This is a genomic window from Flavobacterium sp. (assembly GCF_030146175.1).
In the GTDB taxonomy this organism is placed as follows: domain Bacteria; phylum Bacteroidota; class Bacteroidia; order Flavobacteriales; family Flavobacteriaceae; genus Flavobacterium.
Genome location: NZ_JASLCE010000129.1, coordinates 14,908 through 38,679, shown reverse-complemented (window position 1 = coordinate 38,679; position 23,772 = coordinate 14,908). Strand labels below are relative to the sequence as shown.

Here is a 23,772-nt window from a genome sequence, read left to right as displayed (position 1 = left end):
GGATTATCCTTTTAAATTCTTTAAATTGTCAATATCAATCGATCCAAGGTTACGGAAAATCGAAACCAGAATCGCTAAACCTACGGCAACTTCGGCAGCGGCCACAGCCATCGAGAAAAATACGAACACTTGTCCGGAAGCATCCTGATGGAAGGTAGAAAACGCAACCAATAGCAAATTCACGGCATTCAACATGATCTCGATAGACATAAACATGATGATGGCATTTCTACGCAAAAGGATTCCAAAAACACCTATGCTGAATAGTAGAGCCGATAAATATAAGTAGGTTTCTACACCTATTTCTTTTAAAATATGTTCCATATCAATTTAGGCTTTTTCTTTTTCTTTTTTTGAAATTAATACCGCACCGATCATGGCTACCAATAGTAATACCGAAGCAAACTCGAATGGAACCATGTATTCGTTTAACAACACCTGACCTAATACTTTAATCGACTGGAAGTCGGTACCCGAATTGTAATAACTTTCTACAACCGGTTTGGTTTTTAGTAAAGCAGCCAATAATACCAACGCAACCAAACAGAAGGCGATGGTAGCGGCAATGATAATCAGTTTTGGTTTGTGTTTTTCGTGTTCTTTGTTCAGGTTCATCAACATGATGGTAAACAACATCAGGATCATGATGGCACCGGAATATACGATAACGTGCACAATCGCAAGGAACTGCGCATTTAGTAACAGGTAATGTCCTGCAATCGAAAAGAAACAGATAACCAGGTAAATCGCACTGTGGATCGGGTTTCTGCTAAAGATCGTAAGCAGTGCCGTACCTAGTGTAATGGTCGATAGTATATAAAATAAAACTTCAATCATAATTAACTTGCCTTATTCTGGTTAGTATTTTGGATAGCCATTTCCAACGGCATTACCAATTTGTCTTTTCCGTAGATAAAATCTTCACGGTTGCTGTTCGATTTCACGATAACCTTCGATTTGGTAAGGTAAATCGCTTGTTTCGGACAAGCCTCTTCACATAATCCGCAGAAAATACAACGCAACATATTGATTTCGTAGATCGAAGCGTATTTTTCTTCGCGGTATAAATGTTTTTCTTCCGGTTTACGCTCTTCGGCTTTCATTGTGATTGCCTCAGCCGGACAGGAAAGCGCACAAAGTCCGCAGGCAGTACAACGCTCACGACCTTCATCATCGCGCATTAACATATGCTGACCGCGATATACCGGGCTAAATTCCCGTTTTTGTTCCGGGTATTTAATCGTAACTTTTCTTTTAAACAAGTGGCGGATCGTAATGACTAAACCTTTTGCGATCGCAACCAGGTAAAGGCTTTCCCAAAAAGTCATCTTTTTGTTGGAAACCTCTTTTTTTCTTCCTGATAATGAAACTGTATCTAATGACATTTCTGTATTATTTTATTATTGGAAAAGTAATATTACTGCTCCCGTTATAACAATGTTTACAATGGCCAGAGGAATTAACATCTTCCATCCCAAATTCATCAACTGGTCATATCGGAATCTCGGGATCGTCCATCGAATCCACATATAGAAGAAGATGAAGAAACAGATTTTGGCAAACAAGACTACCATTCCGATAACGTTGGCAATATTTACACCCCAGTTTTCAACAGCCCAGTCCATTCCCGGGTAGTTGTAGGCTCCGAAATACAATACGGCCAGAATCGTTGAAGAGATAAACATACTCGCGTATTCGGCGAATAAATAGAATCCCATTTTCATAGACGAATATTCCGTATGGTAACCACCGATCAACTCGGCCTCACACTCGGCAAGGTCAAATGGTGTTCTGTTGGTTTCGGCAAACGAACACACTAAAAAGATCAGGAATCCAAGCGGCTGGTAGAAAATATTCCAGTTCATACCGGATTGTTGTGCTGCGATTTCGCGTAAGCTCAACGTTCCGGACATCATCACCAAAGCAATGATTGCCAGTCCCATTGCTACCTCGTACGAGATCATTTGCGATCCGGCACGCATAGCACTCATCAGGGAGAATTTATTGTTTGACGCCCATCCACCAATCATAATACCATATACACTCACCGACAAAACGCCGAAGATAAACAGCATCGCTACGTCGATATCGGTAGCCTGAAGGATAATATCACGTCCGAACAAATGCAATTTGTCACCCCACGGAATTACCGCACTTGTAATTAAGGCCATACTCATCGAAATGGCAGGTCCGATTACAAACAGGAATTTATTAGGGGTATTCGGTAAGAATTCTTCTTTTGAAAACAATTTCAGACCATCGGCAAGCGGTTGCAGGATTCCCCCTTTACCGGCACGGTTGGGTCCGACACGATCCTGAAGCCAGGCCGCGATTTTACGTTCGGCCAAAGTAGAATACATGGCCATTAGCATGGTTAAAGCGAAAACTGCAATAATAATGACACTTTTTTCTATAATTATCGTACTCTCCATGGCGTATTATGATTTAGAATTTTCGGTGTTCTTAAGCGGAACTTCCACCATACTGATTTTCTTTCTGTCCTGATCGCGACCCAAAAGAATTTGTTTTTCGGTTTCGATCGTTACTTTGTCCAGTTTACGGGTGTAGTTGTTCTGGTTGATTACGGAGAATTTCTCGAATTTACGAGGTCCTTCGATTACCCAGTCTTTTACATCTTTATGGTCAAAACGACAGCTGTTACAGATAAACTCTTCTACTTCGTGGTATTCATCTTTACGGGCTGTTACACGCTGAATTTCGTTTCCGAACATCCAAACAGTTGTTTTTCCACAACATTTATCACAGTCTCTATGTGCATTGAATGGTTTGTTAAACCAAACTCTCGATTTAAAACGGAAGGTTTTATCCGTCAACGCTCCAACCGGACATACGTCGATCATGTTTCCGGAGAATTCATTATCGATCGCCTTGGAAATACAGGTTGAAATTTGCGAATGATCACCACGATTTACAACACCGTGTACACGTCCGTCGGTTAACTGATCGGCTGTCATCACACAACGGTAGCACAGGATGCAACGGTTCATGTGTAACTGAATATTTTCACCGATGTTTTCCGGTTCGAAGGTTCTTTTTTCTTCGATAAAACGGGTTTCGGATTTTCCGTTATTAAAACTTAGGTTTTGCAGATCACATTCACCAGCCTGATCACAAACCGGACAATCCAGCGGGTGATTGATTAATAAGAATTCGGTAACCGATTTACGGGCTTCCACAACTCTTGGTGAAGAGATACTTTTTACTTCCATACCGTCCATAACACCAGTTACGCACGATGCCATCAATTTAGGCATTGGCGTAGGATTGGCATCACTACCTTTGGAAACTTCTACTAAACAGCAACGGCATTTTCCTCCGCTTCCTTTTAATTTGGAGTAATAACACATTGCCGGCGGAACGGATTCTCCTCCAATCATTCGGGCAGCCTGCAGGATAGTGGTTCCTGGTTCTACTTCTATTTCGTGACCGTCTATAGTAACTTTCATAGTGCGATTCTTGACTTTATACTGTTTGTTTTGCAATTAAGTGGCGTACCTTTTCGAAAGGTTCTTCCACAAAGTGATCTCTGTTTTTGATCTTTTCCGGGAAACGAACGTGGTATTCGAACTCGTCTCTAAAGTGACGAATTGCGGCAGCCACCGGCCATGCAGCAGCATCACCCAACGGACAGATTGTGTTTCCTTCGATTTTGCTCTGAATGTCCCAAAGCAAGTCGATATCTTCCATACGTCCGTGACCGTTTTCGATTCGGTGTAATACTTTTTCCAACCATCCGGTACCTTCACGACATGGCGAACACTGTCCGCAGCTTTCGTGGTGGTAGAAACGGGAAAAATTCCAGGTATTTCGTACGATACAAGTCGTGTCGTTATAGACAATAAATCCGCCGGAACCCAACATTGAACCGGTAGCAAAACCACCGTCGCTCAACGATTCGTACGACATTAAACGGTCGTCTCCGTTTGCGGTTTTATAGATTAAATGTGCCGGTAAAATTGGCACGGATGAACCTCCCGGAACCAAAGCTTTAAGCGGTCTGTCGTTCATCATTCCACCTAAATACTCGTCGGAATTCATAAATTCCTCCACACTTAATCCCAATTCGATTTCGTATACACCCGGGTTTTTGATATGTCCGGAAGCCGAAATCAATTTGGTTCCTGTAGAACGTCCGATTCCGATAGTAGCATACTCTGCTCCGGAATTATTAACGATCCATGGCACAGCTGCAATGGATTCTACGTTGTTTACTACAGTAGGGTTGGCCCATAAACCGCTAACCGCCGGGAATGGTGGTTTGATTCGTGGGTTTCCTCTTTTTCCTTCCAATGATTCGATCAAAGCAGTTTCCTCACCACAGATATAGGCTCCGGCACCACAATGCACATGAAGGTCCAAAGAGAAATCGGTACCTAAGATGTTTTTTCCTAACCATCCGGCCGCATAGGCTTCTTTGATGGCTCTTTCCAGGATTTTAAATACCCACATATATTCCCCACGGATATAGATATAGGACAGATTCGCACCCAACGCATAGCTGGACGTGATCATACCTTCAATTAATAAGTGTGGGATATATTCCATCAGGAAACGGTCTTTAAAAGTACCCGGTTCCGATTCGTCGGCATTACATACCAGGTGTCTTGGTTTACCCGATTTTTTATCGATAAAACTCCATTTTAGTCCAACGGGGAAACCCGCTCCACCACGACCTCGTAATCCGGAAGTTTTTACTTCTTCGGTTACTTCGTCTGGAGTTAATGTTTTCAGTGCTTTTTCAACAGAAGCATATCCTCCGTTCTGGCGGTACACTTCGTAGGTTTTGATACCTGGAATGTTTATCTTGTCTAATAATATCTTTCTTCCCATGGTATTATTTATCGTGTAAGTTGATTTTTCCTTCTCTGCATTCCGCGATGATGGTATCTACCTTTTCTTTGGTCAGGTGCTCTTTGTAGAAATCACCAACCTGCATCATCGGAGCGTATCCGCAGGCACCAAGACATTCCACACCCACAACGGTAAACATACCATCCGGAGTGGTTTCTCCTTCTTTGATACCCAGTTTTTCGCAGGTATAATCCATCAGATCTTCGGCACCGCGAACGGCACAACAGGAAGTACGGCAAAACTCGAACATGTATTTTCCGATTGGTTTTTGGTTGTACATCGTATAAAACGATACTACCTCATATACTTCAATCGGTTGGATGTTTAGGATTTCGGCCACTTTATCCATTAACGGATAACTTAACCAGTTTTCGTGTGCATCCTGTACTTCGTGTAATACCGGCAATAAAGCCGATTTTCTTTTGTCGTCCGGATAATGGCCGATTAACTCGTTAATACGCGTCATCAGTTCCGGCGTGATATTTATTTCTTGTTTATACTGTGTATTTTCCATAATCCTTATGCGTCTAATTCACCTGCAATTACGTTAAGACTTGACAAAGTTGCGATGGCATCCGAAAGCATTTGTCCTCTAACCATATCGTTATACGCCTGGTAATAGATAAAACAAGGTCTTCTGAAATGCAAGCGATATGGGGTACGGCTACCGTCGGTGATCAAATAGAAACCAACTTCTCCGTTACCGCCTTCTACTGGATGGTATACTTCGGTTAACGGAACCGGAACTTCACCCATCACAATTTTAAAGTGGTAGATAAGCGCTTCCATATTGTGGTATACTTCGTCTTTTGGAGGTAGATAATAATCCGGAACATCAGCGTGGAAAGGTCCTTCCGGAAGTTTTGCCAACGCCTGACGGATAATACTTAAACTTTCCCATACCTCGGCATTACGCACGCAGAAACGATCGTACGTATCACCGTGTTTTCCTACAGGGATATTAAATTCAAAATCTTCGTAAGAACTGTACGGCTGCATTACACGAACGTCATAATCGACACCGGCAGCACGTAGGTTAGGACCTGTAAAACCATAGCTAATCGCTTTTTCGGCTGAAATAGCTCCAACTCCGATAGTACGATCCATAAAGATACGGTTACGGGTTAACAGGTTTTCAAACTCTGTCCATATAGGAGGGAACTCTTCCAAAAAGGCATCGATCTTTTTAAAAGCTTCCGGGCTCCATTCTCTTTCAAAACCTCCGATACGCCCCATGTTTGTTGTTAAACGGGCACCGCAGATTTCTTCGTAAATTTCATAGATTTTTTCACGGAACTGGAATACATATAAGAAACCGGTTAAGGCTCCGGTATCCACACCCATAACCGAACTACAGATAATATGATCGGCAATACGGGCTAACTCCATTATAATAACACGAAGGTATTGTACGCGTTTTGGAACTTCAATTCCAAGTGCTTTTTCCAAAGTCATCCACCAACCCATATTATTAATAGGAGCGGAGCAATAGTTCATACGATCGGTTAAAACCGTAATCTGGTAGAACGGTCTGTTTTCGGCAATTTTTTCGAAAGCACGGTGGATATAACCCACAGTTCCTTCGCCGTCCAGGATCCGTTCTCCGTCCATTAGGAGGATATTTTGGAAAATACCGTGTGTCGCCGGGTGCGTTGGCCCCAGGTTTAATATGGAAAGTTCGCTGCCGTCTTCATTGCGTCTCTTTTCGATTTCTTTCGCATATCGGTGTTCCGGTGATAATAATAGATCTGACATTTTAGCTGTAAAATATTTTTTTCAGGTTACTATTAGCAATTTTGGGATGTTCTACCGAAGAATCGGTCGTCTTTATCCGTTCGTCCGCTGTCTTCCATAGGGAATTCTTTTCGAAGCGGGAACGAGGTCATTTCATCCATATTCAGGATACGTTTCAATTGCGGATGGCCTTTGAAAATAATCCCGTAAAAATCATAGGTTTCTCTTTCCTGCCAGTTGGAGCTTAGGAATAATCCGGAAACCGTATCGATTTCGGGTTTATCGCCATCCAAATAGCATTTGATACGGATACGAACATTGTCCATCCAGTTGTGCATGTGGTATACCACGGCAAACTGGCGTTCTTTTTCGTAATCCGGGTAATGAATACCACACAAATCGGTTAGGAAATTAAAACGTAAAGTAGCATCATCTCTTAGAAATTTCATAACTTCTACGATAGAGTCTGATGCTACTTCAAATGTGAAAATATCATGTTGTTGAAAGAAATCGGTTACTTTTAAACCGAAGTTTTCAATTAGTTTTTTTTGTATTACAGAGGTTTCTAAAGCCATTTTACTTGATGTTATAAGAACCTAATAAATCTTTATATTCGTCGGAGCCTCTTCGTCTTACGGATTCGCTTTTAACAATCTCCTGAAGTCGCATAATACCATCCAGAATTTGTTCCGGTCTTGGCGGACATCCGGGAACATATACGTCAACCGGGATTACTTTATCGATTCCCTGAAGTACAGAATACGTGTCGAATACACCACCTGAAGAAGCGCAGGCACCTACGGCAATAACCCATTTTGGTTCGGACATTTGCTCGTATACCTGACGTAAGATAGGCGCCATTTTTTTAGCGATAGTACCCATAACCAAAAGCATATCGGCTTGTCTTGGTGAGAAACTCATACGTTCCGATCCGAAACGTGCCACATCGTAGTGAGCGGCCATAGTAGCCATAAATTCAATACCACAGCATGAAGTTGCAAAAGGCAAAGGCCATAGCGAGTTGGCTCTGGCTAATCCGACAACGGAATCCAATTTGGTAGCAAAGAAACCTTCACCGGCATATCCTTCCGGTGCGTCTACCGTATTATATTTTGAAGTATCACTCATCGTTTTATTATTTTAAACTTTAAGTATCCCAAGTATTTTGAGACAGATTAAAATTCTGAATTCTTTATTCCCATTCCAATCCTTTCTTCTTGATTACGTAGAAGAAACCTACGACAAGAAGCGTCATGAAAATACCCATTTTCATAAAACCTTCAACACCCATAGCTTTGAAATTCACAGCCCATGGATACATGAAGATTACTTCAACATCAAAAAGAACAAATAATATGGCGACTAAAAAGTATTTAACGGAGAAAGGAATACGGGCGTTTCCTACAGATTCGATACCGCACTCGAAGTTTTTGTCCTTGTTTTGAGAGTGTCTTTTAGGACCTAATAGCCCTGAAATTATGATCGTTGTAACCACAAACCCGATAGCTAGTAGTGATTGCATCACTATTGGAATGTAATCAATTTGATTTGTTTGCATGATTTTAGTTCTCTTAATTCTGGAAATAATTCACAAATATACACTCCTAAACGGGATAAGCAACCTTATTTTTTAATCAATTTACCGTTGTTTTCTGTCATAAATGCAAAACATATTTAGACTAAATATAAATAACAAAATTTTGAGGAACTATTTTTAAGGAAAGTGAAAATATAAAAAAGCCGCTCGGTTATGAGCGGCTTAGTCCATTTAGGTAACCAAAAATTAATATATATATTAGTCTTCGATAACTACTACTTTAGCAGCTACTTTACCTTTTCTTCCGTCTTCTTCTTCGTAAGAAACTTTGTCGCCTTCGTTTAAAGTTTCAACTTTAATTCCTGTAGCGTGAACAAAAATGTCTTTTCCAGTTTCTTCGTCAGTAATAAATCCATAACCTTTGGATTCATTAAAAAATTTTACTTTGCCTGTTCGCATAGTGTAATAATAAAAAATAATTAATAATACTCAAAGATATACTTTTTTTTAACACAAGCAAGTTTTTGATGAAAAAAAACAAACAAAAATGTTTAAATTTTGAAGACTTTAAATTAGTGTTAATTTTTTTTAAAATCGATAAAAAAAAGCGGATGTTACTCCGCTTTACGATATTATTTAAGGTCTAATTTTATCGATAATTCTTCAAGTTGCTTGTTGTCGATCGCAGCAGGAGCATCAATCATTACGTCTCTACCGGAATTATTTTTCGGAAAAGCAATAAAATCGCGAATCGTTTCCTGTCCGCCTAAAATAGAAACCAGTCGGTCAAGACCAAATGCCAGTCCGCCATGTGGTGGTGCACCATATTGGAACGCGTCCATCAGGAATCCGAATTGTGCTTTTGCCTCTTCATCGGAGAATCCTAAATGTTGGAACATTAATTTTTGGGTTTCTTTATCGTGGATACGAATTGATCCACCACCAATCTCATTTCCGTTCAATACCATATCGTAGGCGTTTGCTCTCACTTTACCCGGATCGGTGTCTAATAAATGCATGTCTTCCGGTTTTGGAGAGGTAAACGGGTGGTGCATCGCGTGGAAACGAGCACTTTCTTCGTCCCATTCCAAAAGTGGGAAATCTACTACCCATAACGGCGCGAACTCGTCGGATTTACGCAATCCCAAACGGGTTGCTACTTCCATACGTAAGGCGCTTAACTGTGTACGGGTTTTGTGAGCCGGACCGGATAAAACCAAAATTAGGTCACCTGGTTTTGCGTTGGTCGCTTTTGCCCAGTTGGCTAAATCGTCCTGATCGTAGAATTTATCAACCGATGATTTTAAAGAACCGTCGGCTTCGTATTTACAATATACCATACCGGACGCGCCAATTTGTGGGCGTTTTACCCAGTCAATAAGGTTGTCGATCTCTTTACGGGTATAGCTTGCAGTACCGGGAACGGCGATACCAACTACTAATTCGGCCGAGTTAAATACGGCAAATTCTTTATGTTGTGCTACGTCGTTCAATTCTCCGAATTCCATTCCGAAACGGATATCCGGTTTGTCGTTACCGTAGGTTTTCATGGCATGATCGTAGGTCATTCGTGGGAATTTGTCTACTTCAATACCTTTTATTTCTTTTAATAAATGACGGGTTAGTCCTTCGAAAGTATCCAGGATGTCTTCCTGTTCTACGAAAGCCATTTCACAGTCAATTTGTGTAAATTCCGGTTGTCTGTCAGCTCTTAAATCCTCGTCGCGGAAACATTTTACGATCTGGAAATATTTATCCATACCACCTACCATTAACAACTGTTTAAAGGTTTGCGGCGATTGTGGTAAGGCATAAAACTGACCTTCGTTCATACGGGATGGGACAACGAAATCACGTGCGCCTTCCGGAGTCGACTTAATTAAATACGGTGTTTCCACTTCACAGAAGTCTTGTGCCGACAAGTAGTTACGTACTTCCTGTGCCACTTTATGACGGAACAACAAATTGTTTTTTACCGGATTACGACGAATATCCAGATAACGGAACTTCATACGGATATCTTCACCACCATCGGTTTCATCTTCGATTGTAAACGGAGGGGTTAAAGCGGTATTCAAAACATTTAGTTCGTTAACCAAAATTTCGATATCACCGGTTGGCATATTTGGATTTTTGGATTCGCGTTCAATCACGGTTCCTTTTACCTGAACTACAAATTCACGGCCTAATGTTTTTGCTTTTTCAAAAACTTCCGGACTCGTTCTGTTGGCATCAAAAATTAATTGTGTAATTCCGTAACGGTCGCGTAAGTCCACCCATATCATAAAACCTTTATCACGTGTTTTTTGCACCCATCCGGCTAAAGTAACTTCTTTGTTGCTATCGGAAGCTCGTAACGCTCCACAATTATGACTTCTGTACATTTCTTAAAAATTTATGCGCAAATTTAGGTTTTTTGTTTCAAGTTTAAAGTCAATAGGTTAAAGTTTCTGTGGAATAAAATCAGGAAAAGGAATCCGAATTGCCTTAAAACAGGCTTCCAATGTTAAATTTAACTGCAATGTTACGAAATTGTTAAGTGAAAGTTTTGAAATTGTAAATACATTTTTTAAATTTGATTTAGAATTGATTAACTATTTAAAAACTAAAGCTATGAAAAAGAACTTAATTGCCGGATTGTTGCTGTTTTCTGGAGTGATTTTCGCTCAAAATGTAGAACCTAAATATGAGATTGTCGGTAATTTAGTCAAGGCGACCTATTATTATGATAATGGTCAGTTGAAACAGGAAGGCTTTTACAAAGATGCAAAACCGCATGGAAAATGGGCTTCGTTTAACGAAGACGGATCCAAGCAGGCGATAGGAGAATATGCAGACGGACAAAAAACCGGAAAATGGTTTTTCTGGAATAAAGCGACGCTAAGCGAAGTAGATTATTCCAACAGCAGAATTTCTGATATCAAAAACTGGAAACAGGAAGCGTTAGTAAACAGAAATTAATTACGGTTTGACCTTCAAAAAAAATTAATACTGTTCGCAGGACCTTAATAGGGTTCGCTTCTAAATGAGGAATGGCGGTTATGAAATTTCATAACCGCCATTCTTAGTTTAAATTGCTTTGTTTGTTTACATTTTATGGGTTGGTGTAAAACCGTCTTCACTTATTTCGTTCGGAACATAGTCTTCCACCATCAACTGAGCATAATCGGTTGATTTGCCTTTGGAGAATTTGTGAACAATTTTTTCCATGATATCATAGATTACCGGAACGATAACCAATGTCAGGAATAACGAACTGATCAAACCTCCAATAATAACCCAGGCCAAACCGTTTTTCCACTCAGCACCGGCACCTGAAGCCAATGCGATCGGTAACATACCAAACACCATCGCAATAGTCGTCATCAAAATCGGACGAAGACGCGCATGGTTCGCCTGGATCAATGCATCGTGAATTGATTCACCGGCCGCACGACGTTGGTTGGTAAAGTCGACCAACATAATCGCATTCTTACACACCAATCCGATCAACATGATGATCCCCAGAATGGTAAAGATATTTAACGAGTTGTTGGTTAAACCTAAGGCCAGTAACGCACCGATAAACGATAACGGAACCGAGAACAATACTACAAACGGGTGAACATAACTGTCGTAAAGTCCAACCATTACTAAGTAAACCAAAATGATCGCCGCTAATAATGCAAATCCTAAAGTACCAAAACCTTCGGTCTGGTTTTCCATATCACCACCCCAAACGTAGTTTACTCCGGTTGGTTTGTGTAATTTTTCGAAAGCCGATTGCCATTCCGCAGCAACAGTACCGGTAGGACGACCTACGGTTTGTCCCTGTACGGTAACCGAAGCACTCTTATCACGACGCTCTAACTGGCTTGGTCCGGATCCTTCTTTTACCGTTGCGAATTGCGATAATTTGATTTGTTCTCCTTTATTATTAACGAAGATAAGGTTACTTACATCGTTGATGTTCTTTCTGTCGAAAGCGTTGTATCGGATATTGATGTCGTATTCGTATTCTCCGGCACGGTATTTACCATCGGTGTTACCACTAAAAGCCGTTTGCATTGTCATACCCACCGTTTGTAATGTAAGCCCTAAAGCCGCCATTTTATCACGATCTACCTGAACGTTAACCTCCGGGTTTCCGGTTTCAACCGATAATTTAATCTCCGAAGCTCCTTTAATTTTATACAATTCTTTTTCGGCTGCTTTGGCAAAAACCATTGCGCTGTCTAAAGTTGTACCCGTAACGACCAACGCCAATGGCGCTTCTTCGGCAGTACCCATGATACTCATACCTACGGTTTTGATTTTCGGACCAACTAATACGTTTTGCATTTTAAGTTTGGTCTTCGCCGCATATACATACGAGTCATCCTCACGTTGATCCTGATCTACTAATTTTACACGGATCTCCGATTTATAAGCAGTTGCCTGTGTTCCACCAAAACCTTCACTGGTTTGACCTACAGTAGTGATCAAGCTTTTTACTTCTTTTTGTTTTTTAAGGAAATCCTCCGCTTTTTGCGTCATAAAGTTGGTTTGCTCTAATGAAGCATCTTTTGGCATTTCAATTTGCACTAAGAATTCACCGGCATCCGAACGGGCGAAGAACTCACCACCCACATATCCACCAGCAACCATATATAAAGATGCGAAGAATAAACCGGCAACAATCCCCAATGTTGTTTTCTTATGACCCAAACACCAAACCAGAATATCACTTACCCAGTTGGTAAAACGAGTTAAGATACTTTCGAATCCTAAAATGATACGTCCGAATAAGTTTTTACCTTCAATGTGCTCCAATTTACCGAAACGAGACGATAACCAAGGTACAATAGTAAAGGATGAAAGCAATGATAATAAGGTAGAGATAATTACGGTTACACAGAACTGCGTAATAATGTTCGATACCAATCCGGTACTCATCGCGATCGGTAAGAATACCACCACGATTACCAACGTAATCGAAACTACCGTTCCACCGATTTCGGCTGTTGCATCGTATGCGGCGCGAACCCGGTTTTTACCCATCTCCATGTGCCTATATATATTTTCCAATACCACAATTGCGTCATCCACAAGAATACCTACTACAAGTGAAAGACCTAATAAACTCATTAAGTTTAGGGTATAATCCAGGAATACGAATCCGATAAACGTCGCGATTAACGAAGCCGGAATCGATACCATTACGATCAAGGAGTTACGTACACTGTGAAGGAAAAACAACATTACCAATGCTACCAGGATAACCGCAAGAATCAAATCGTGGATAACCGAATCGGCTGCCTGAAGTGTAAACACCGAGCTATCGTTGGCGATATCCAACTGTAAATCCTGTGCTTTGTAGTCTACTTTTAATTGTCCTAATAATTTTTGGATGTGCTCACTTACCTCTACGGCATTCGCATCCGATTGTTTGATTACCTGAAGGATGATCGCATTTTTCTCATCTACACGGGCAATTTTTTCCACGTCTTTTTGTGTATCCTGTACATCGGCGATATCCATAAGGCGAATTTGAACGCCTTTATTATCGGATACAATCAGATTTCGCAATTCTTCTACCGTTTTATATTTACCGGCCAAACGGATCAGGATCTTTTGATCACGGGTTTGGATGTTTCCGGTAGGGAAATCCAAATTGGAAGTAAGAATTCCTTGTTGCACCTGCGGAACCGATAAACCATAGCCTTTCATTTTGTTGGCATCCATGTTTACCTGAATCTCACGTTCCTGACCACCAATCAGACGGATCTGTGCCACACCATTTACACGGGATAAAATCGGACTGATCTTTTTGTCGATCAAATCGAAGAACTGTGCTTCGTCCATTTTGGCATTGGCTGCAATGGTCATAATCGGTAAATCACTCAGGGAGAATTTACTCAATGACGGTTGTTTTACGTCGTCCGGAAGGTCACTTAAAACCGCGTTGATCTTACGTTGTGCGTCATTTAAAGCATAATCCACATTGGCATTGTTATTTAACTGGATCGCTACAACGGATAAACTTTCGTACGATTTGGAGTCAATTTTTTTAATGTTCTCCAAAGAGGAAATCGCATCCTCAATTTTTTTTGTCACCGTATTTTCCACCTCACCAGGAGAAGCACCGGGATAGATGGTCGAAATACTGATTACGTTATTTTCGAATTTCGGGATCAACTCGTAACCCAAAAGGCCGTAGCTGAATAGTCCCCCTAATGTCAGAATCGTAAAGAGAACGACAATTAGTGACGGGCGTTTTATGGATATTTCTGCTAATTTCATATGTTTCTTTAAGTTTTAAGTCTTATGTTGTCTCGAAGCAACACCTAACTATTTTAAAACCGTAACTTTTGCACCATCAGTTAAGTTGATCTGACCACTGGTGATCACAATATCCCCATTGCTTAATCCGTTAAGGATTTCCACTTTTTCTCCGATGATTCTTCCGGCGGTTACATTTTTCATTTTCGCCGTTCCGTCTTTTTGCATTACAAAAACCTGATTGGCGCTCACACTTCCTACGAATGCATTACGCGGTGCAATCATTAATGGCGTTTTGTCGCTTGATGGTGAGAATAAAGCCGTTCCATACATACCTGCTTTCAGGTCGTTTCCGGCATTGTTTGCGATTTCGATCTCTACCGGAAAGTTCAGACTGCTATCGGCTTTAGGTGCGATAAATGTGATTTTTCCGTTAAATTCTTTATCCGGATAAACGCTGGCTTTTACTTTAATTGGCGAACCGATTTTAAGTCCGGCGATTTGATCTTCGCTTACGGTAACTTTTAATTTTAAAGTCGATACGTTAACCAATTCGAACAATTGTGTTCCCGGAGAAACCACCGATCCAGGCTCGATAAAACGTTTGTTTACGATTCCGTTGATAGACGATTTGATACTGGCATCACCTAATGTGATTCGGGCTTGTTGTAAATGCGCTTTGGCATTGGCAAGCGCCAGTTTTGCCTGATCCAGCTGTTGTTTGGTAACCCCGCCGGTTTTATAAGCGCTTTCAAAACGTTGTGCGTCGGTAGCGGCATTCTGATACGATGCTTCCGCATTTTGTAAATCCACGTTGATTTTATCGGCTTTGATTATCGCTAAAGTCTGACCGATACGTACCGGTGTTCCTTCATCCACCAAAACTTTGGTTACACGTCCGGAATTTTCGGCCGAAAAATTCAATTCCTGAGACGGATAGAAATTTCCGTTGGCTACGAAATCCATAGCTACCGGCTGTGTTTTTATCGTGTCAATTTTTACCACAACCGTAGCATTGGTTTCGGCAACCACGGCTGTTTTCTCTTCATTCTTTGCTTTATTGCTGCTTAACACATAAGCGATCAGGCCTAAAGAACCTAATATAACGACTGCTGTGATAATTTTTTTCTTCATATTGATTGATGGTTATTGATTTAAAAGTGTTTTTAGTTCTCCTTTGGACTTGATGATCTGAATCTCGGCCATTTTGTATTCCAATAATGCAGAAGTATAGTTGTTTTTTGCTTCTGTTAATGCATTTTCAGAATCCAACAGGTCGGTTAAAGAAGCCAGCCCGTTAACGTAATTGTTTTTAGTGTTGCTGAAAACTTCCTGTGCCAGCGTCACATTTTCTTTTTGGTTGTTGATCGTGATCAAACTATTGTTCAATTGCGATTTGGCATTTTCAAATTCCAATCCTAAAGCCAATTGAGAGTCTTTAAGATCTTCTTCGATTTTTTGTAAACTGATATCCGCCTGTCTGATTTTTGAGCGTGTCGCAAAACCGGTAAAAACAGGAATTTTAAGGTTTAATCCGATCGCTGAGAAATCCGACCAGTATACACCGTCAGCAGGTTTGGCACCCAAAGGCATCACAGGACCTTGTCCGATATAGTTATAGTTGGCTGTAAGCGATAGCGTTGGATAATGCTCGGCTACAAAAGACTCTTTCTGGTATTTTAAAAGTGTTTTTTGTTTTTCAAGCAATTGATATTCGGAACGATTCGTAACCGATGGTGTTTCGTTTATAAACGGTTTTACCTGAATATCCTCTTTTACGATTTCGATAGGCGTGGAAGCCGGTAAACCGATAAGGAACTTTAATGAGTTTTCCTGCATTTGTACCCCATTGACCAATTGTTGTCTTGTTGAGTTTAAGTTGATCAATTTAACATTTACACGATCCAAATCGATTTTTTTAGCCAATCCGTTTTTAAACTGACCGTCGATGATGTTACGCACTTTGGTTGTATTGTCCAATGTGCTGTCGATCGTATTTAGTTTTTGTTTTTGAACAAACACCTGATAGTAGGCATTGGCTACTTTTTCGATCACTTGCTCTTCGGTTAACTGTGCATTTACCTGATAGAACTCACGTGTTGATTTGGCCGCTTTTAAACCCGTAAAAACCGAATAGTCGAAAATATTCTGAGTTAAGGAAGCACCACCAACCGAATTCCATTTTTGTCCTAACGGCGCTAAAATAGTCGTACCCGGTTGTCCGAAGAAATCACCCGGTAAGGCATTTAACTGTAAGATAGGGTTATAGGTAAGGCTTCCGTTCAAACTGATTTGCGGTAAGGCACGGGAACGCACTTCGGCTATTTTGTGATTACTGTTTTCCACTTCCAGCTTGGCCTTTTTGGCGTCGGCTTTATTTTCCAAAGCATATTTCAGCGCGTCTTTTAATGACAAACGCTGTACCTGAGCCTGGGAGACAATGGCAAAAAATAATAACGCAATTGTTATTCTTGTTTTCATATGATGTTTATTGATTAATGAGTAATTTTTCTAAGATTTCAATCCCTTTCGGAGTGGCAATACCGCGAACGTGATATTCCAGCAGTTTTTCATCCAGTTCCTTACGGGTGTACATTTTTTCCGGAAACAATTCAATGTCCATCGTGCTCATGGCGCTGGCATAGTAAATACGTCCGATAAAATCTACATCGATTTCCTGACGGAATAATCCGGCTGCTTTACCGCGGTTCAGGTTGTCGATCACACAAGTGTCCATTTTTTCAAATTGCATCGATTTTAAACAATCGTGGATTTTAGGATAGTATTTCTGTAACTGGAATATGGTCGAGGAGTTTTCCTCTTTTATATTGTGCTGAACATAATCTTTGATATCGAATAATTCTTCGATCGGATTTTTGCCCAGTGTGCAGATCTGATCAATACCCGACGATATTTTTTCAAACAAATAGGTAGTCGCCGCTTTCACTAATTCCACTTTTGTGGCATAGTGTTCGTAAATGGTTTTTTTTGAAATACCCATTTCAGAAGCGATATCATCCATCGTCACACTTTTAAAGCCAAGATTCAGGAACATGTCGGATGCTTTCTCTAAAATTTCGTTTTTCATGGTCAAAAAATTTCGGCAAATGTATAAAGGAAACTTTTAATACTAAAAAAGTTTCCAAAGTTTTTACGATATTTTAACATAAATTTTTTGCTTTGACGGCGCGGATATTTGCGCTATTTTAGCCGAAAATATCAGGTATGCACCCAGTAAGTTATTATCAGACGCTCATTGCAGAACACTTTTCAAAACTTTCGATCGAAAAAGAACCGAGGAATTTATACGACCCGATTGTCTATATTTTATCGTTGGGAGGTAAGCGAATGCGGCCGGTTTTAACGCTGATGGCGGCAGAAATTTTCGATACCGATGCGAATCGGGCGATGGCGGCGGCAACCGCAGTGGAGCTGTTTCATAATTTTTCGTTGATTCACGATGATATTATGGATGATGCGCCTTTGCGAAGAGGAAATGAAACGGTACACGAAAAGTGGGACATCAATACCGGGATTTTATCGGGTGATGCGATGCTGATTCTGGCCTACCAATATTTCGAACAATACGAACCCCGTATTTTTTCGGCTCTTGCAAAACTATTCAGCAAAACCGCTTTGGAAGTTTGCGAAGGACAACAATGGGATGTCGATTTCGAACAACGTGACGATGTGACCATTCCGGAATACCTGAAAATGATCGAATACAAAACCGCAGTGTTGGTTGGAGCAGCCATGAAAATGGGCGCCATTGTAGCGGAAGCAACTGTTGAAAATGCCGATCTGATATATGATTTTGGATTAAATCTCGGAATTGCCTTCCAGTTACAGGACGATTATCTGGATGCTTTTGGTGATCCGCTGACTTTTGGAAAACAGGTTGGTGGTGATATTATCGAAAACAAAAAGACCTATTTGTATTTAAAAGCACTTGAATTTGCCAACGACGGAACCAAAGCCGAGTTGCAACATTTATTTTCGATTCAGCCGGTAGATAATAGCGATAAAATTGCGTCGGTTAAAACTATTTTTATCGAAACGGGAGCGGCCAAAGTAACGCAGGAAGCGATCGAAGCCTATACGTTAAAAGCATTCGAAACCCTGGAAAAAATGAATATTTCGACGGAGAAAAAACGGGAACTAAAAGATTTCGGGATAAACCTGATGAAACGACAAGTATAATCATGTTTGTAGCACCTTTAAATACCGATTTACTGCTTTCGGAAGCACAAAAAGAAGCGTTGTACCTGAAATTGGTGGAGCAGATCAATAAAGATTTTACGCTGGCGAATGAAAGCCTTGATTTTGACGTTTCGATTGCGCCAATCGACTTGAAAGTGCGGTTACATGATAAAATTTACCAGTTGATCCAGTTTAAATTTGCCGAATACCTAAACCTGTTGTACATCATCGACGTACCGGAGGAGCAGGTTAAAAGTCTGGACGGTTCCGATTTGGTGGAATTGGCCGAACAGGTTGCTTTTCTGGTCTTAAAACGTGAATGGCAAAAAGTCTGGTTTAGAAATAAATTCTGACAAAAGGTAAAAACGCCTCGCTATACACATTATTACTTTCCTTAAACAAAACATTGTAGCGAACCCCTATGGTAAAGTTCTGTACACGATACCCTGCGCCCAGAAATAATGCGGTATTCCAGAAATCATCTTCAATATGTGGGTTAAATTGCGTATAGGTATTATTCACGCGAAGTTGCTCGAGTTCGGCAGATAATTGTATTTCCGGTAGTGGGTTAAAAAGGGTGATAATGCTCGCGCCGTAGATATACGAATCGTAGTAGTTTTTTTGTTTGACATAACTCCCGCTAAGACCGATTCCGGCAGCGAAATATTCGTTCACCTGATAGACGGCACTTGGAGCAACGTTAATATTTGTAAAATTATTCCCAAAGTTTAGTCCTAAACCGCCTCCAAACCGCACGCGTTGCCAGAAATCACTTTTTTGAGCCGTTTGTTGATAAACTTGTGCTTTTAATGTAGAAGTCATCATTAAATAAAAGACACAACTCAAAAAGATTGTTAAAAAACTGTTGATGCTTGATTTGATGTTCATTTTTAGGAATATTTTATGACATAAAAGTATGAAAAACATTGAAAGATTATTACAATTGTCGTACTTTTGCGAAAAATTTTCTAACAAAAAAGGTCTTTAGACAAAGTTATGGATAGGTTTTCCTTTTTAAACGCGGCACACACTGCATTTTTTGCAGATTTATACGATCAATATTTACAAAATCCAGATAGCGTTGAACCAAGTTGGAGGAGCTTCTTCCAGGGGTTTGATTTTGCTAGCGAATATAGCGAAGGTTCGGTAGAGCAACTGGCAGCAGTAGCAAATGGACAAGCGGATTGTTCTATTGTTTCGGACAAACTACAAAAAGAATTTAACGTTTTAAAATTGATTGATGGTTATCGCACCCGTGGGCATTTGTTTACCAAAACAAACCCGGTTCGCGACAGACGAATTTTTACGCCGTCACTGGCAATTGAAAATTTCGGACTAACTACAGCCGATCTGACAACCGTTTTCGATGCAGCGCGGGTAGTAAACCTTAACCCATGTACGCTTCAGGAAATTTTAAACCACCTGAATAAAGTATACTGCGAGTCTATCGGAGTAGAATATATGTATATCCGTGATCCGAAAGTGATCGAGTGGATCCAGAAAAGACTGGATATTAACGACAATCACCCAAGTTTTAATGCGGATCAGAAAAAACGAATCCTTAAAAAATTAAACGAAGCGGTTTCTTTCGAAAACTTCCTTCATACCAAATACGTTGGACAAAAACGTTTCTCTCTGGAAGGATGTGAGTCAGCGATTCCGGCATTGGATGCTTTGATCGAGACGGCTGCCGAAAAAGGAGTAGAGCAGTTTGTAATGGGAATGGCACACCGTGGCCGTTTGAACGTGTTGGCCAATGTTTTCGGAAAAGCAACTCAGGATATTTTCTCGGAATTTGACGGAAAAGATTATGATGATGACGCGTTGTTCGACGGTGACGTAAAATACCACTTGGGATTAACGGCAAACCGTACGACACAAACCGGAAAAAATATCAATATTAACCTGGCGCCAAATCCGTCGCACCTGGAAACAGTTGGAGCGGTAATCGAAGGTATTGCCAGAGCCAAACAAGACCGTTATTTCCCGAACGATACGGCAAAAGTATTGCCAATCGCCGTTCATGGTGATGCCGCAGTAGCCGGACAGGGAATTGTATACGAAATCGTTCAGATGGCAAAACTGGACGGATATAAAACCAACGGAACGATTCACTTAGTGATCAATAACCAGGTTGGATTTACAACGAATTATTTAGATGCACGTTCGTCTACTTACTGTACGGATATTGCCAAAGTAACCTTATCGCCGGTATTACACGTAAATGCAGATGATGCAGAAGCAGTGGTTCACGCGATGTTATTCGCCTTGGATTACCGCATGGAATTTGGATCGGATGTATTTATCGATCTTTTAGGATATAGAAAATACGGGCATAACGAAGGGGATGAGCCTCGTTTTACACAGCCACAATTATATAAGATCATCTCGAAACACAAAAATGCAAGAGATATCTATGCTGAGAAATTAAAAGCGGAAAATGTAATCGACAGTAACTATGTTGGCGCATTGGAAGCCGAATATAAAGCGGGATTGGAAGAAAATCTGGAAGCTTCCCGTAAAAAAGATTTGACAATCATCACACCGTTTATGCAGGATGAATGGAAAGGATTTGAGCAGGTGAGTGATGAAGGAATGTTACAAAAATTCGATACGAAAGTAGACAAAGCGGTATTGACCGACATTGCCAAAGTCGTAACCGAATTACCGTCTGATAAGAAGTTTATCAGCAAAATCCAGAAACTGATTAACGACAGAAAAAACATGTTCTTCGAAACGGACAAGTTAGACTGGGCAATGGGTGAAATGTTAGCCTATGGTTCCCTGTTAACCGAAGGGTACGATGTACGTATCTCCGGTCAGGACGTAGAACGAGGAACCTTCTCGCACCGTCATGCGGTTGTAAAGGTGGAGGATTCGGAAGAAGAAGTGGTATTGTTAAACCAGTTAAAAGATCAAAAAGGAAAATTCTATATCTATAACTCATTATTGTCGGAATACGGAGTTGTAGGTTTTGATTACGGATATGCTTTAGCAAGCCCGAATACCTTAACAATCTGGGAAGCACAGTTCGGAGATTTCTCGAACGGAGCACAAATCATGATTGATCAGTATATTTCGGCTGCGGAAGACAAATGGAACAACCAAAACGGATTGGTGCTATTATTGCCGCACGGATATGAAAACCAGGGAGCAGAACACTCTTCAGCACGTATGGAGCGCTATTTACAGTTGTGTGCAAAACACAATATGTATGTAGCGGATTGTACTACTCCGGCGAACTTCTTCCACTTGTTGCGTAGACAAATGGTAACCAAGTTCCGTAAACCGTTGATTGTATTCACACCGAAAAGTTTATTGCGTCATCCATTAGCAGTTTCTTCAATTGAGGAATTTGCAACCGGAAACTTCCAGGAAGTGATCGACGACGTAACGGTAAACCCGAACGATGTAAAATCGGTTGTTTTCTGTACTGGTAAATTCTATTACGACCTATTGGCCGAAAGAGAAGAAAAAGGAAGAAACGATGTGGCTTTGGTGCGAATCGAGCAATTATTCCCGTTACCGGTAGAACAATTAAAAGCGGTATTGGCGAAATATCCGAATGCAGACGATTTCGTTTGGGCACAGGAAGAGCCGAAAAACATGGGAGCTTACGGATATATGCTAATGAATTTTAACGAAGTGAAATTCCGTTTAGCATCGCCAAAAGCATACAGTGCGCCGGCAGCAGGAAGTTATACCCGTTCCAAAAAACGTCACGCCAATGCAATTGCGATGGTTTTTGACAAAAATTTATTCAATTAAATTGTACATTTGAAATTCAGATAAAAATAACAACACCTTATAAAATTATATACCGATGATTTTAGAAATGAAAGTCCCTTCACCGGGGGAATCGATCACAGAAGTTGAAATCGCAACGTGGTTGGTAAAAGACGGAGATTATGTAGAAAAAGATCAGGCTATTGCAGAGGTTGATTCCGATAAGGCAACCCTGGAGTTACCAGCGGAAGCGAGTGGTATTATTACCCTTAAAGCGGAAGAAGGTGATGCCGTTGCAGTAGGTCAGGTAGTTTGTTTAATCGATACAGGAGCCGCAAAACCGGAAGGTGGCGCAGCAGCACCTGCAAAAGAAGAAAAAGTGGCGGAAGCTCCTAAAGCGGAAGCTCCAAAAGCAGCTCCGGCACCGGCAGCTACTACGTATGCTACGGGAACACCATCTCCGGCAGCACGAAAAATTCTTGATGAGAAAAACATTCAGCCTGCAGAAATCGTTGGTACAGGTAAAGGTGGAAGAATTACAAAAGATGATGCGGTAAATGCAGTTCCATCTATGGGTACGCCTACAGGTGGAAGCAGAGGATCGGAAAGAACAAAATTATCCATGTTGCGTCGTAAAGTAGCGGAAAGATTGGTTTCTGCTAAAAACGAAACAGCAATGTTGACAACGTTCAACGAAGTGGATATGAGTGCGATCTATGCTTTACGCGAAGAATATAAAGAAGCTTTCAAAGCAAAACACGGATTGGGATTAGGATTCATGTCTTTCTTTACAAAAGCGGTTACAAGAGCGTTACAACTATATCCGGATGTAAACTCAATGATCGACGGACAAGAGAAAATTTCTTACGATTTCTGTGATATTTCCGTAGCGGTTTCTGGTCCGAAAGGATTAATGGTACCGGTTGTACGTAGTGCAGAATTGTTGACCTTCAGAGGTGTGGAGGCAGAAATCAAACGTTTGGCGATTCGTGCCCGTGACGGACAAATCACAGTAGATGAAATGACAGGTGGTACGTTTACTATTTCAAACGGAGGTGTATTTGGAAGTATGTTGTCAACACCAATCATCAACCCACCGCAATCCGGTATTTTAGGAATGCACAATGTGGTAGAACGCGCGGTAGTTAAAAACGGTCAGATCGTTATTGCTCCTGTGATGTTTGTTGCCTTGTCATACGATCATAGAATTATTGATGGCCGTGAATCTGTTGGATTCTTAGTGGCTGTAAAAGAAGCGTTGGAAAACCCGGTAGAAATCTTAATGGATAACAATCCTAAAAAAGCGTTAGAGCTATAATTGAGATCTTCCGACACGATATAAAACCACGCATTTTGCGTGGTTTTTTTATGCCTGTAAGCAAGCCGATTTAAAAAAGATAAAATAACCTTTAAAAGAAAAAATACGAACAGAAGCAAAAAAGAATATTTTTGTGACGGATTAA

General features: G+C 40.8%; 23 protein-coding genes. 5 read left to right on the top strand and 18 right to left on the bottom strand.

The window, feature by feature from the left end; translation table 11 throughout:
* Nucleotides 1-3 precede the first annotated feature (3 nt).
* The 13 genes from nuoK to aspS all read right to left on the bottom strand — a co-directional run bounded on the left by nuoK (nucleotide 4) and on the right by aspS (nucleotide 10,527).
* The gene (gene nuoK, locus Q1R07_RS14750; protein ID WP_136403880.1) at nucleotides 4-324 is read right to left on the bottom strand and encodes an NADH-quinone oxidoreductase subunit NuoK; all 321 of its coding nucleotides are present in this window, start codon (nucleotides 322-324) and stop codon (nucleotides 4-6) included.
* A 6-nt stretch (nucleotides 325-330) separates the two neighbouring features.
* Complete coding sequence (locus Q1R07_RS14745) at nucleotides 331-837, bottom strand: NADH-quinone oxidoreductase subunit J (protein WP_300491716.1); 507 nt, start codon at nucleotides 835-837, stop codon at nucleotides 331-333.
* A gap of 2 nt (nucleotides 838-839) precedes the next feature.
* Nucleotides 840-1,385 (bottom strand): NADH-quinone oxidoreductase subunit I, encoded by a 546-nt coding sequence (locus tag Q1R07_RS14740; protein WP_136403882.1) that lies wholly within the window; start codon nucleotides 1,383-1,385, stop codon nucleotides 840-842.
* A gap of 15 nt (nucleotides 1,386-1,400) precedes the next feature.
* Nucleotides 1,401-2,432, bottom strand: a complete 1,032-nt coding sequence (gene nuoH, locus Q1R07_RS14735; protein ID WP_136403883.1) for an NADH-quinone oxidoreductase subunit NuoH — start codon at nucleotides 2,430-2,432, stop codon at nucleotides 1,401-1,403.
* 6 nt (nucleotides 2,433-2,438) lie between these two features.
* On the bottom strand, nucleotides 2,439-3,467 hold the full coding sequence (locus Q1R07_RS14730; protein WP_300491711.1) for a 2Fe-2S iron-sulfur cluster-binding protein: 1,029 nt from the start codon (nucleotides 3,465-3,467) through the stop codon (nucleotides 2,439-2,441).
* Nucleotides 3,468-3,483: 16 nt separating this feature from the next.
* Nucleotides 3,484-4,851 carry an NADH-quinone oxidoreductase subunit NuoF gene (nuoF, locus tag Q1R07_RS14725; protein WP_300491709.1) on the bottom strand — a complete coding sequence of 456 codons (1,368 nt, stop codon included), beginning with the start codon at nucleotides 4,849-4,851 and terminating at the stop codon, nucleotides 3,484-3,486.
* A 4-nt stretch (nucleotides 4,852-4,855) separates the two neighbouring features.
* Nucleotides 4,856-5,386: an NAD(P)H-dependent oxidoreductase subunit E gene (locus tag Q1R07_RS14720; protein WP_136403886.1), complete on the bottom strand. Its 531-nt coding sequence runs from the start codon at nucleotides 5,384-5,386 to the stop codon at nucleotides 4,856-4,858.
* A gap of 5 nt (nucleotides 5,387-5,391) precedes the next feature.
* The gene (locus Q1R07_RS14715; protein ID WP_300491706.1) at nucleotides 5,392-6,627 is read right to left on the bottom strand and encodes an NADH-quinone oxidoreductase subunit D; all 1,236 of its coding nucleotides are present in this window, start codon (nucleotides 6,625-6,627) and stop codon (nucleotides 5,392-5,394) included.
* A gap of 32 nt (nucleotides 6,628-6,659) precedes the next feature.
* Nucleotides 6,660-7,181, bottom strand: coding sequence for an NADH-quinone oxidoreductase subunit C (locus tag Q1R07_RS14710; RefSeq protein ID WP_300491704.1), 522 nt, complete (start codon nucleotides 7,179-7,181; stop codon nucleotides 6,660-6,662).
* Nucleotide 7,182: 1 nt separating this feature from the next.
* Nucleotides 7,183-7,734, bottom strand: a complete 552-nt coding sequence (locus Q1R07_RS14705; RefSeq protein WP_300491702.1) for an NADH-quinone oxidoreductase subunit B — start codon at nucleotides 7,732-7,734, stop codon at nucleotides 7,183-7,185.
* Between the two features lie 64 nt (nucleotides 7,735-7,798).
* A complete protein-coding gene (locus Q1R07_RS14700; RefSeq protein ID WP_136403890.1) occupies nucleotides 7,799-8,164 on the bottom strand; it encodes an NADH-quinone oxidoreductase subunit A in 366 nt (121 codons plus the stop codon).
* 237 nt (nucleotides 8,165-8,401) lie between these two features.
* A complete protein-coding gene (locus Q1R07_RS14695) occupies nucleotides 8,402-8,602 on the bottom strand; it encodes a cold-shock protein (protein ID WP_136403891.1) in 201 nt (66 codons plus the stop codon).
* 173 nt (nucleotides 8,603-8,775) lie between these two features.
* Nucleotides 8,776-10,527 carry an aspartate--tRNA ligase gene (gene aspS, locus Q1R07_RS14690; protein WP_300491700.1) on the bottom strand — a complete coding sequence of 584 codons (1,752 nt, stop codon included), beginning with the start codon at nucleotides 10,525-10,527 and terminating at the stop codon, nucleotides 8,776-8,778.
* Between the two features lie 229 nt (nucleotides 10,528-10,756).
* Between aspS and Q1R07_RS14685 the strand changes: the two genes are divergently transcribed.
* Nucleotides 10,757-11,104 carry a membrane-binding protein gene (locus Q1R07_RS14685; RefSeq protein ID WP_136403893.1) on the top strand — a complete coding sequence of 116 codons (348 nt, stop codon included), beginning with the start codon at nucleotides 10,757-10,759 and terminating at the stop codon, nucleotides 11,102-11,104.
* 126 nt (nucleotides 11,105-11,230) lie between these two features.
* Here Q1R07_RS14685 and Q1R07_RS14680 read toward each other — a convergent pair whose 3' ends face one another.
* The 4 genes from Q1R07_RS14680 to Q1R07_RS14665 are packed head-to-tail and all read right to left on the bottom strand — an operon-like array spanning nucleotide 11,231 to nucleotide 17,471.
* Nucleotides 11,231-14,404, bottom strand: coding sequence for an efflux RND transporter permease subunit (locus Q1R07_RS14680; RefSeq protein ID WP_300491697.1), 3,174 nt, complete (start codon nucleotides 14,402-14,404; stop codon nucleotides 11,231-11,233).
* Between the two features lie 48 nt (nucleotides 14,405-14,452).
* Nucleotides 14,453-15,517, bottom strand: coding sequence for an efflux RND transporter periplasmic adaptor subunit (locus Q1R07_RS14675; protein WP_300491695.1), 1,065 nt, complete (start codon nucleotides 15,515-15,517; stop codon nucleotides 14,453-14,455).
* A 12-nt stretch (nucleotides 15,518-15,529) separates the two neighbouring features.
* Complete coding sequence (locus Q1R07_RS14670) at nucleotides 15,530-16,864, bottom strand: TolC family protein (protein WP_300491693.1); 1,335 nt, start codon at nucleotides 16,862-16,864, stop codon at nucleotides 15,530-15,532.
* A gap of 7 nt (nucleotides 16,865-16,871) precedes the next feature.
* On the bottom strand, nucleotides 16,872-17,471 hold the full coding sequence (locus Q1R07_RS14665; RefSeq protein ID WP_300491691.1) for a TetR/AcrR family transcriptional regulator: 600 nt from the start codon (nucleotides 17,469-17,471) through the stop codon (nucleotides 16,872-16,874).
* Nucleotides 17,472-17,608: 137 nt separating this feature from the next.
* On the opposite strand from Q1R07_RS14665, the gene Q1R07_RS14660 reads away from it, so the two are divergent.
* Both Q1R07_RS14660 and Q1R07_RS14655 read left to right on the top strand, forming a co-directional pair.
* The gene (locus tag Q1R07_RS14660) at nucleotides 17,609-18,583 is read left to right on the top strand and encodes a polyprenyl synthetase family protein (RefSeq protein WP_300491689.1); all 975 of its coding nucleotides are present in this window, start codon (nucleotides 17,609-17,611) and stop codon (nucleotides 18,581-18,583) included.
* A 2-nt stretch (nucleotides 18,584-18,585) separates the two neighbouring features.
* Nucleotides 18,586-18,936, top strand: coding sequence for a hypothetical protein (locus tag Q1R07_RS14655; protein ID WP_300491687.1), 351 nt, complete (start codon nucleotides 18,586-18,588; stop codon nucleotides 18,934-18,936).
* On the opposite strand, the gene Q1R07_RS14650 is transcribed toward Q1R07_RS14655, so the two are convergent.
* Nucleotides 18,920-19,471: a hypothetical protein gene (locus Q1R07_RS14650; protein WP_300491685.1), complete on the bottom strand. Its 552-nt coding sequence runs from the start codon at nucleotides 19,469-19,471 to the stop codon at nucleotides 18,920-18,922. The two genes, Q1R07_RS14655 and Q1R07_RS14650, sit on opposite strands and share 17 nt — an antisense overlap.
* Nucleotides 19,472-19,579: 108 nt before the next feature.
* Between Q1R07_RS14650 and Q1R07_RS14645 the strand changes: the two genes are divergently transcribed.
* Both Q1R07_RS14645 and odhB read left to right on the top strand, forming a co-directional pair.
* Nucleotides 19,580-22,351 carry a 2-oxoglutarate dehydrogenase E1 component gene (locus Q1R07_RS14645; protein ID WP_300491683.1) on the top strand — a complete coding sequence of 924 codons (2,772 nt, stop codon included), beginning with the start codon at nucleotides 19,580-19,582 and terminating at the stop codon, nucleotides 22,349-22,351.
* Between the two features lie 55 nt (nucleotides 22,352-22,406).
* Nucleotides 22,407-23,627 carry a 2-oxoglutarate dehydrogenase complex dihydrolipoyllysine-residue succinyltransferase gene (gene odhB, locus Q1R07_RS14640; protein ID WP_300491681.1) on the top strand — a complete coding sequence of 407 codons (1,221 nt, stop codon included), beginning with the start codon at nucleotides 22,407-22,409 and terminating at the stop codon, nucleotides 23,625-23,627.
* The last annotated feature ends 145 nt before the right edge of the window (nucleotides 23,628-23,772 follow it).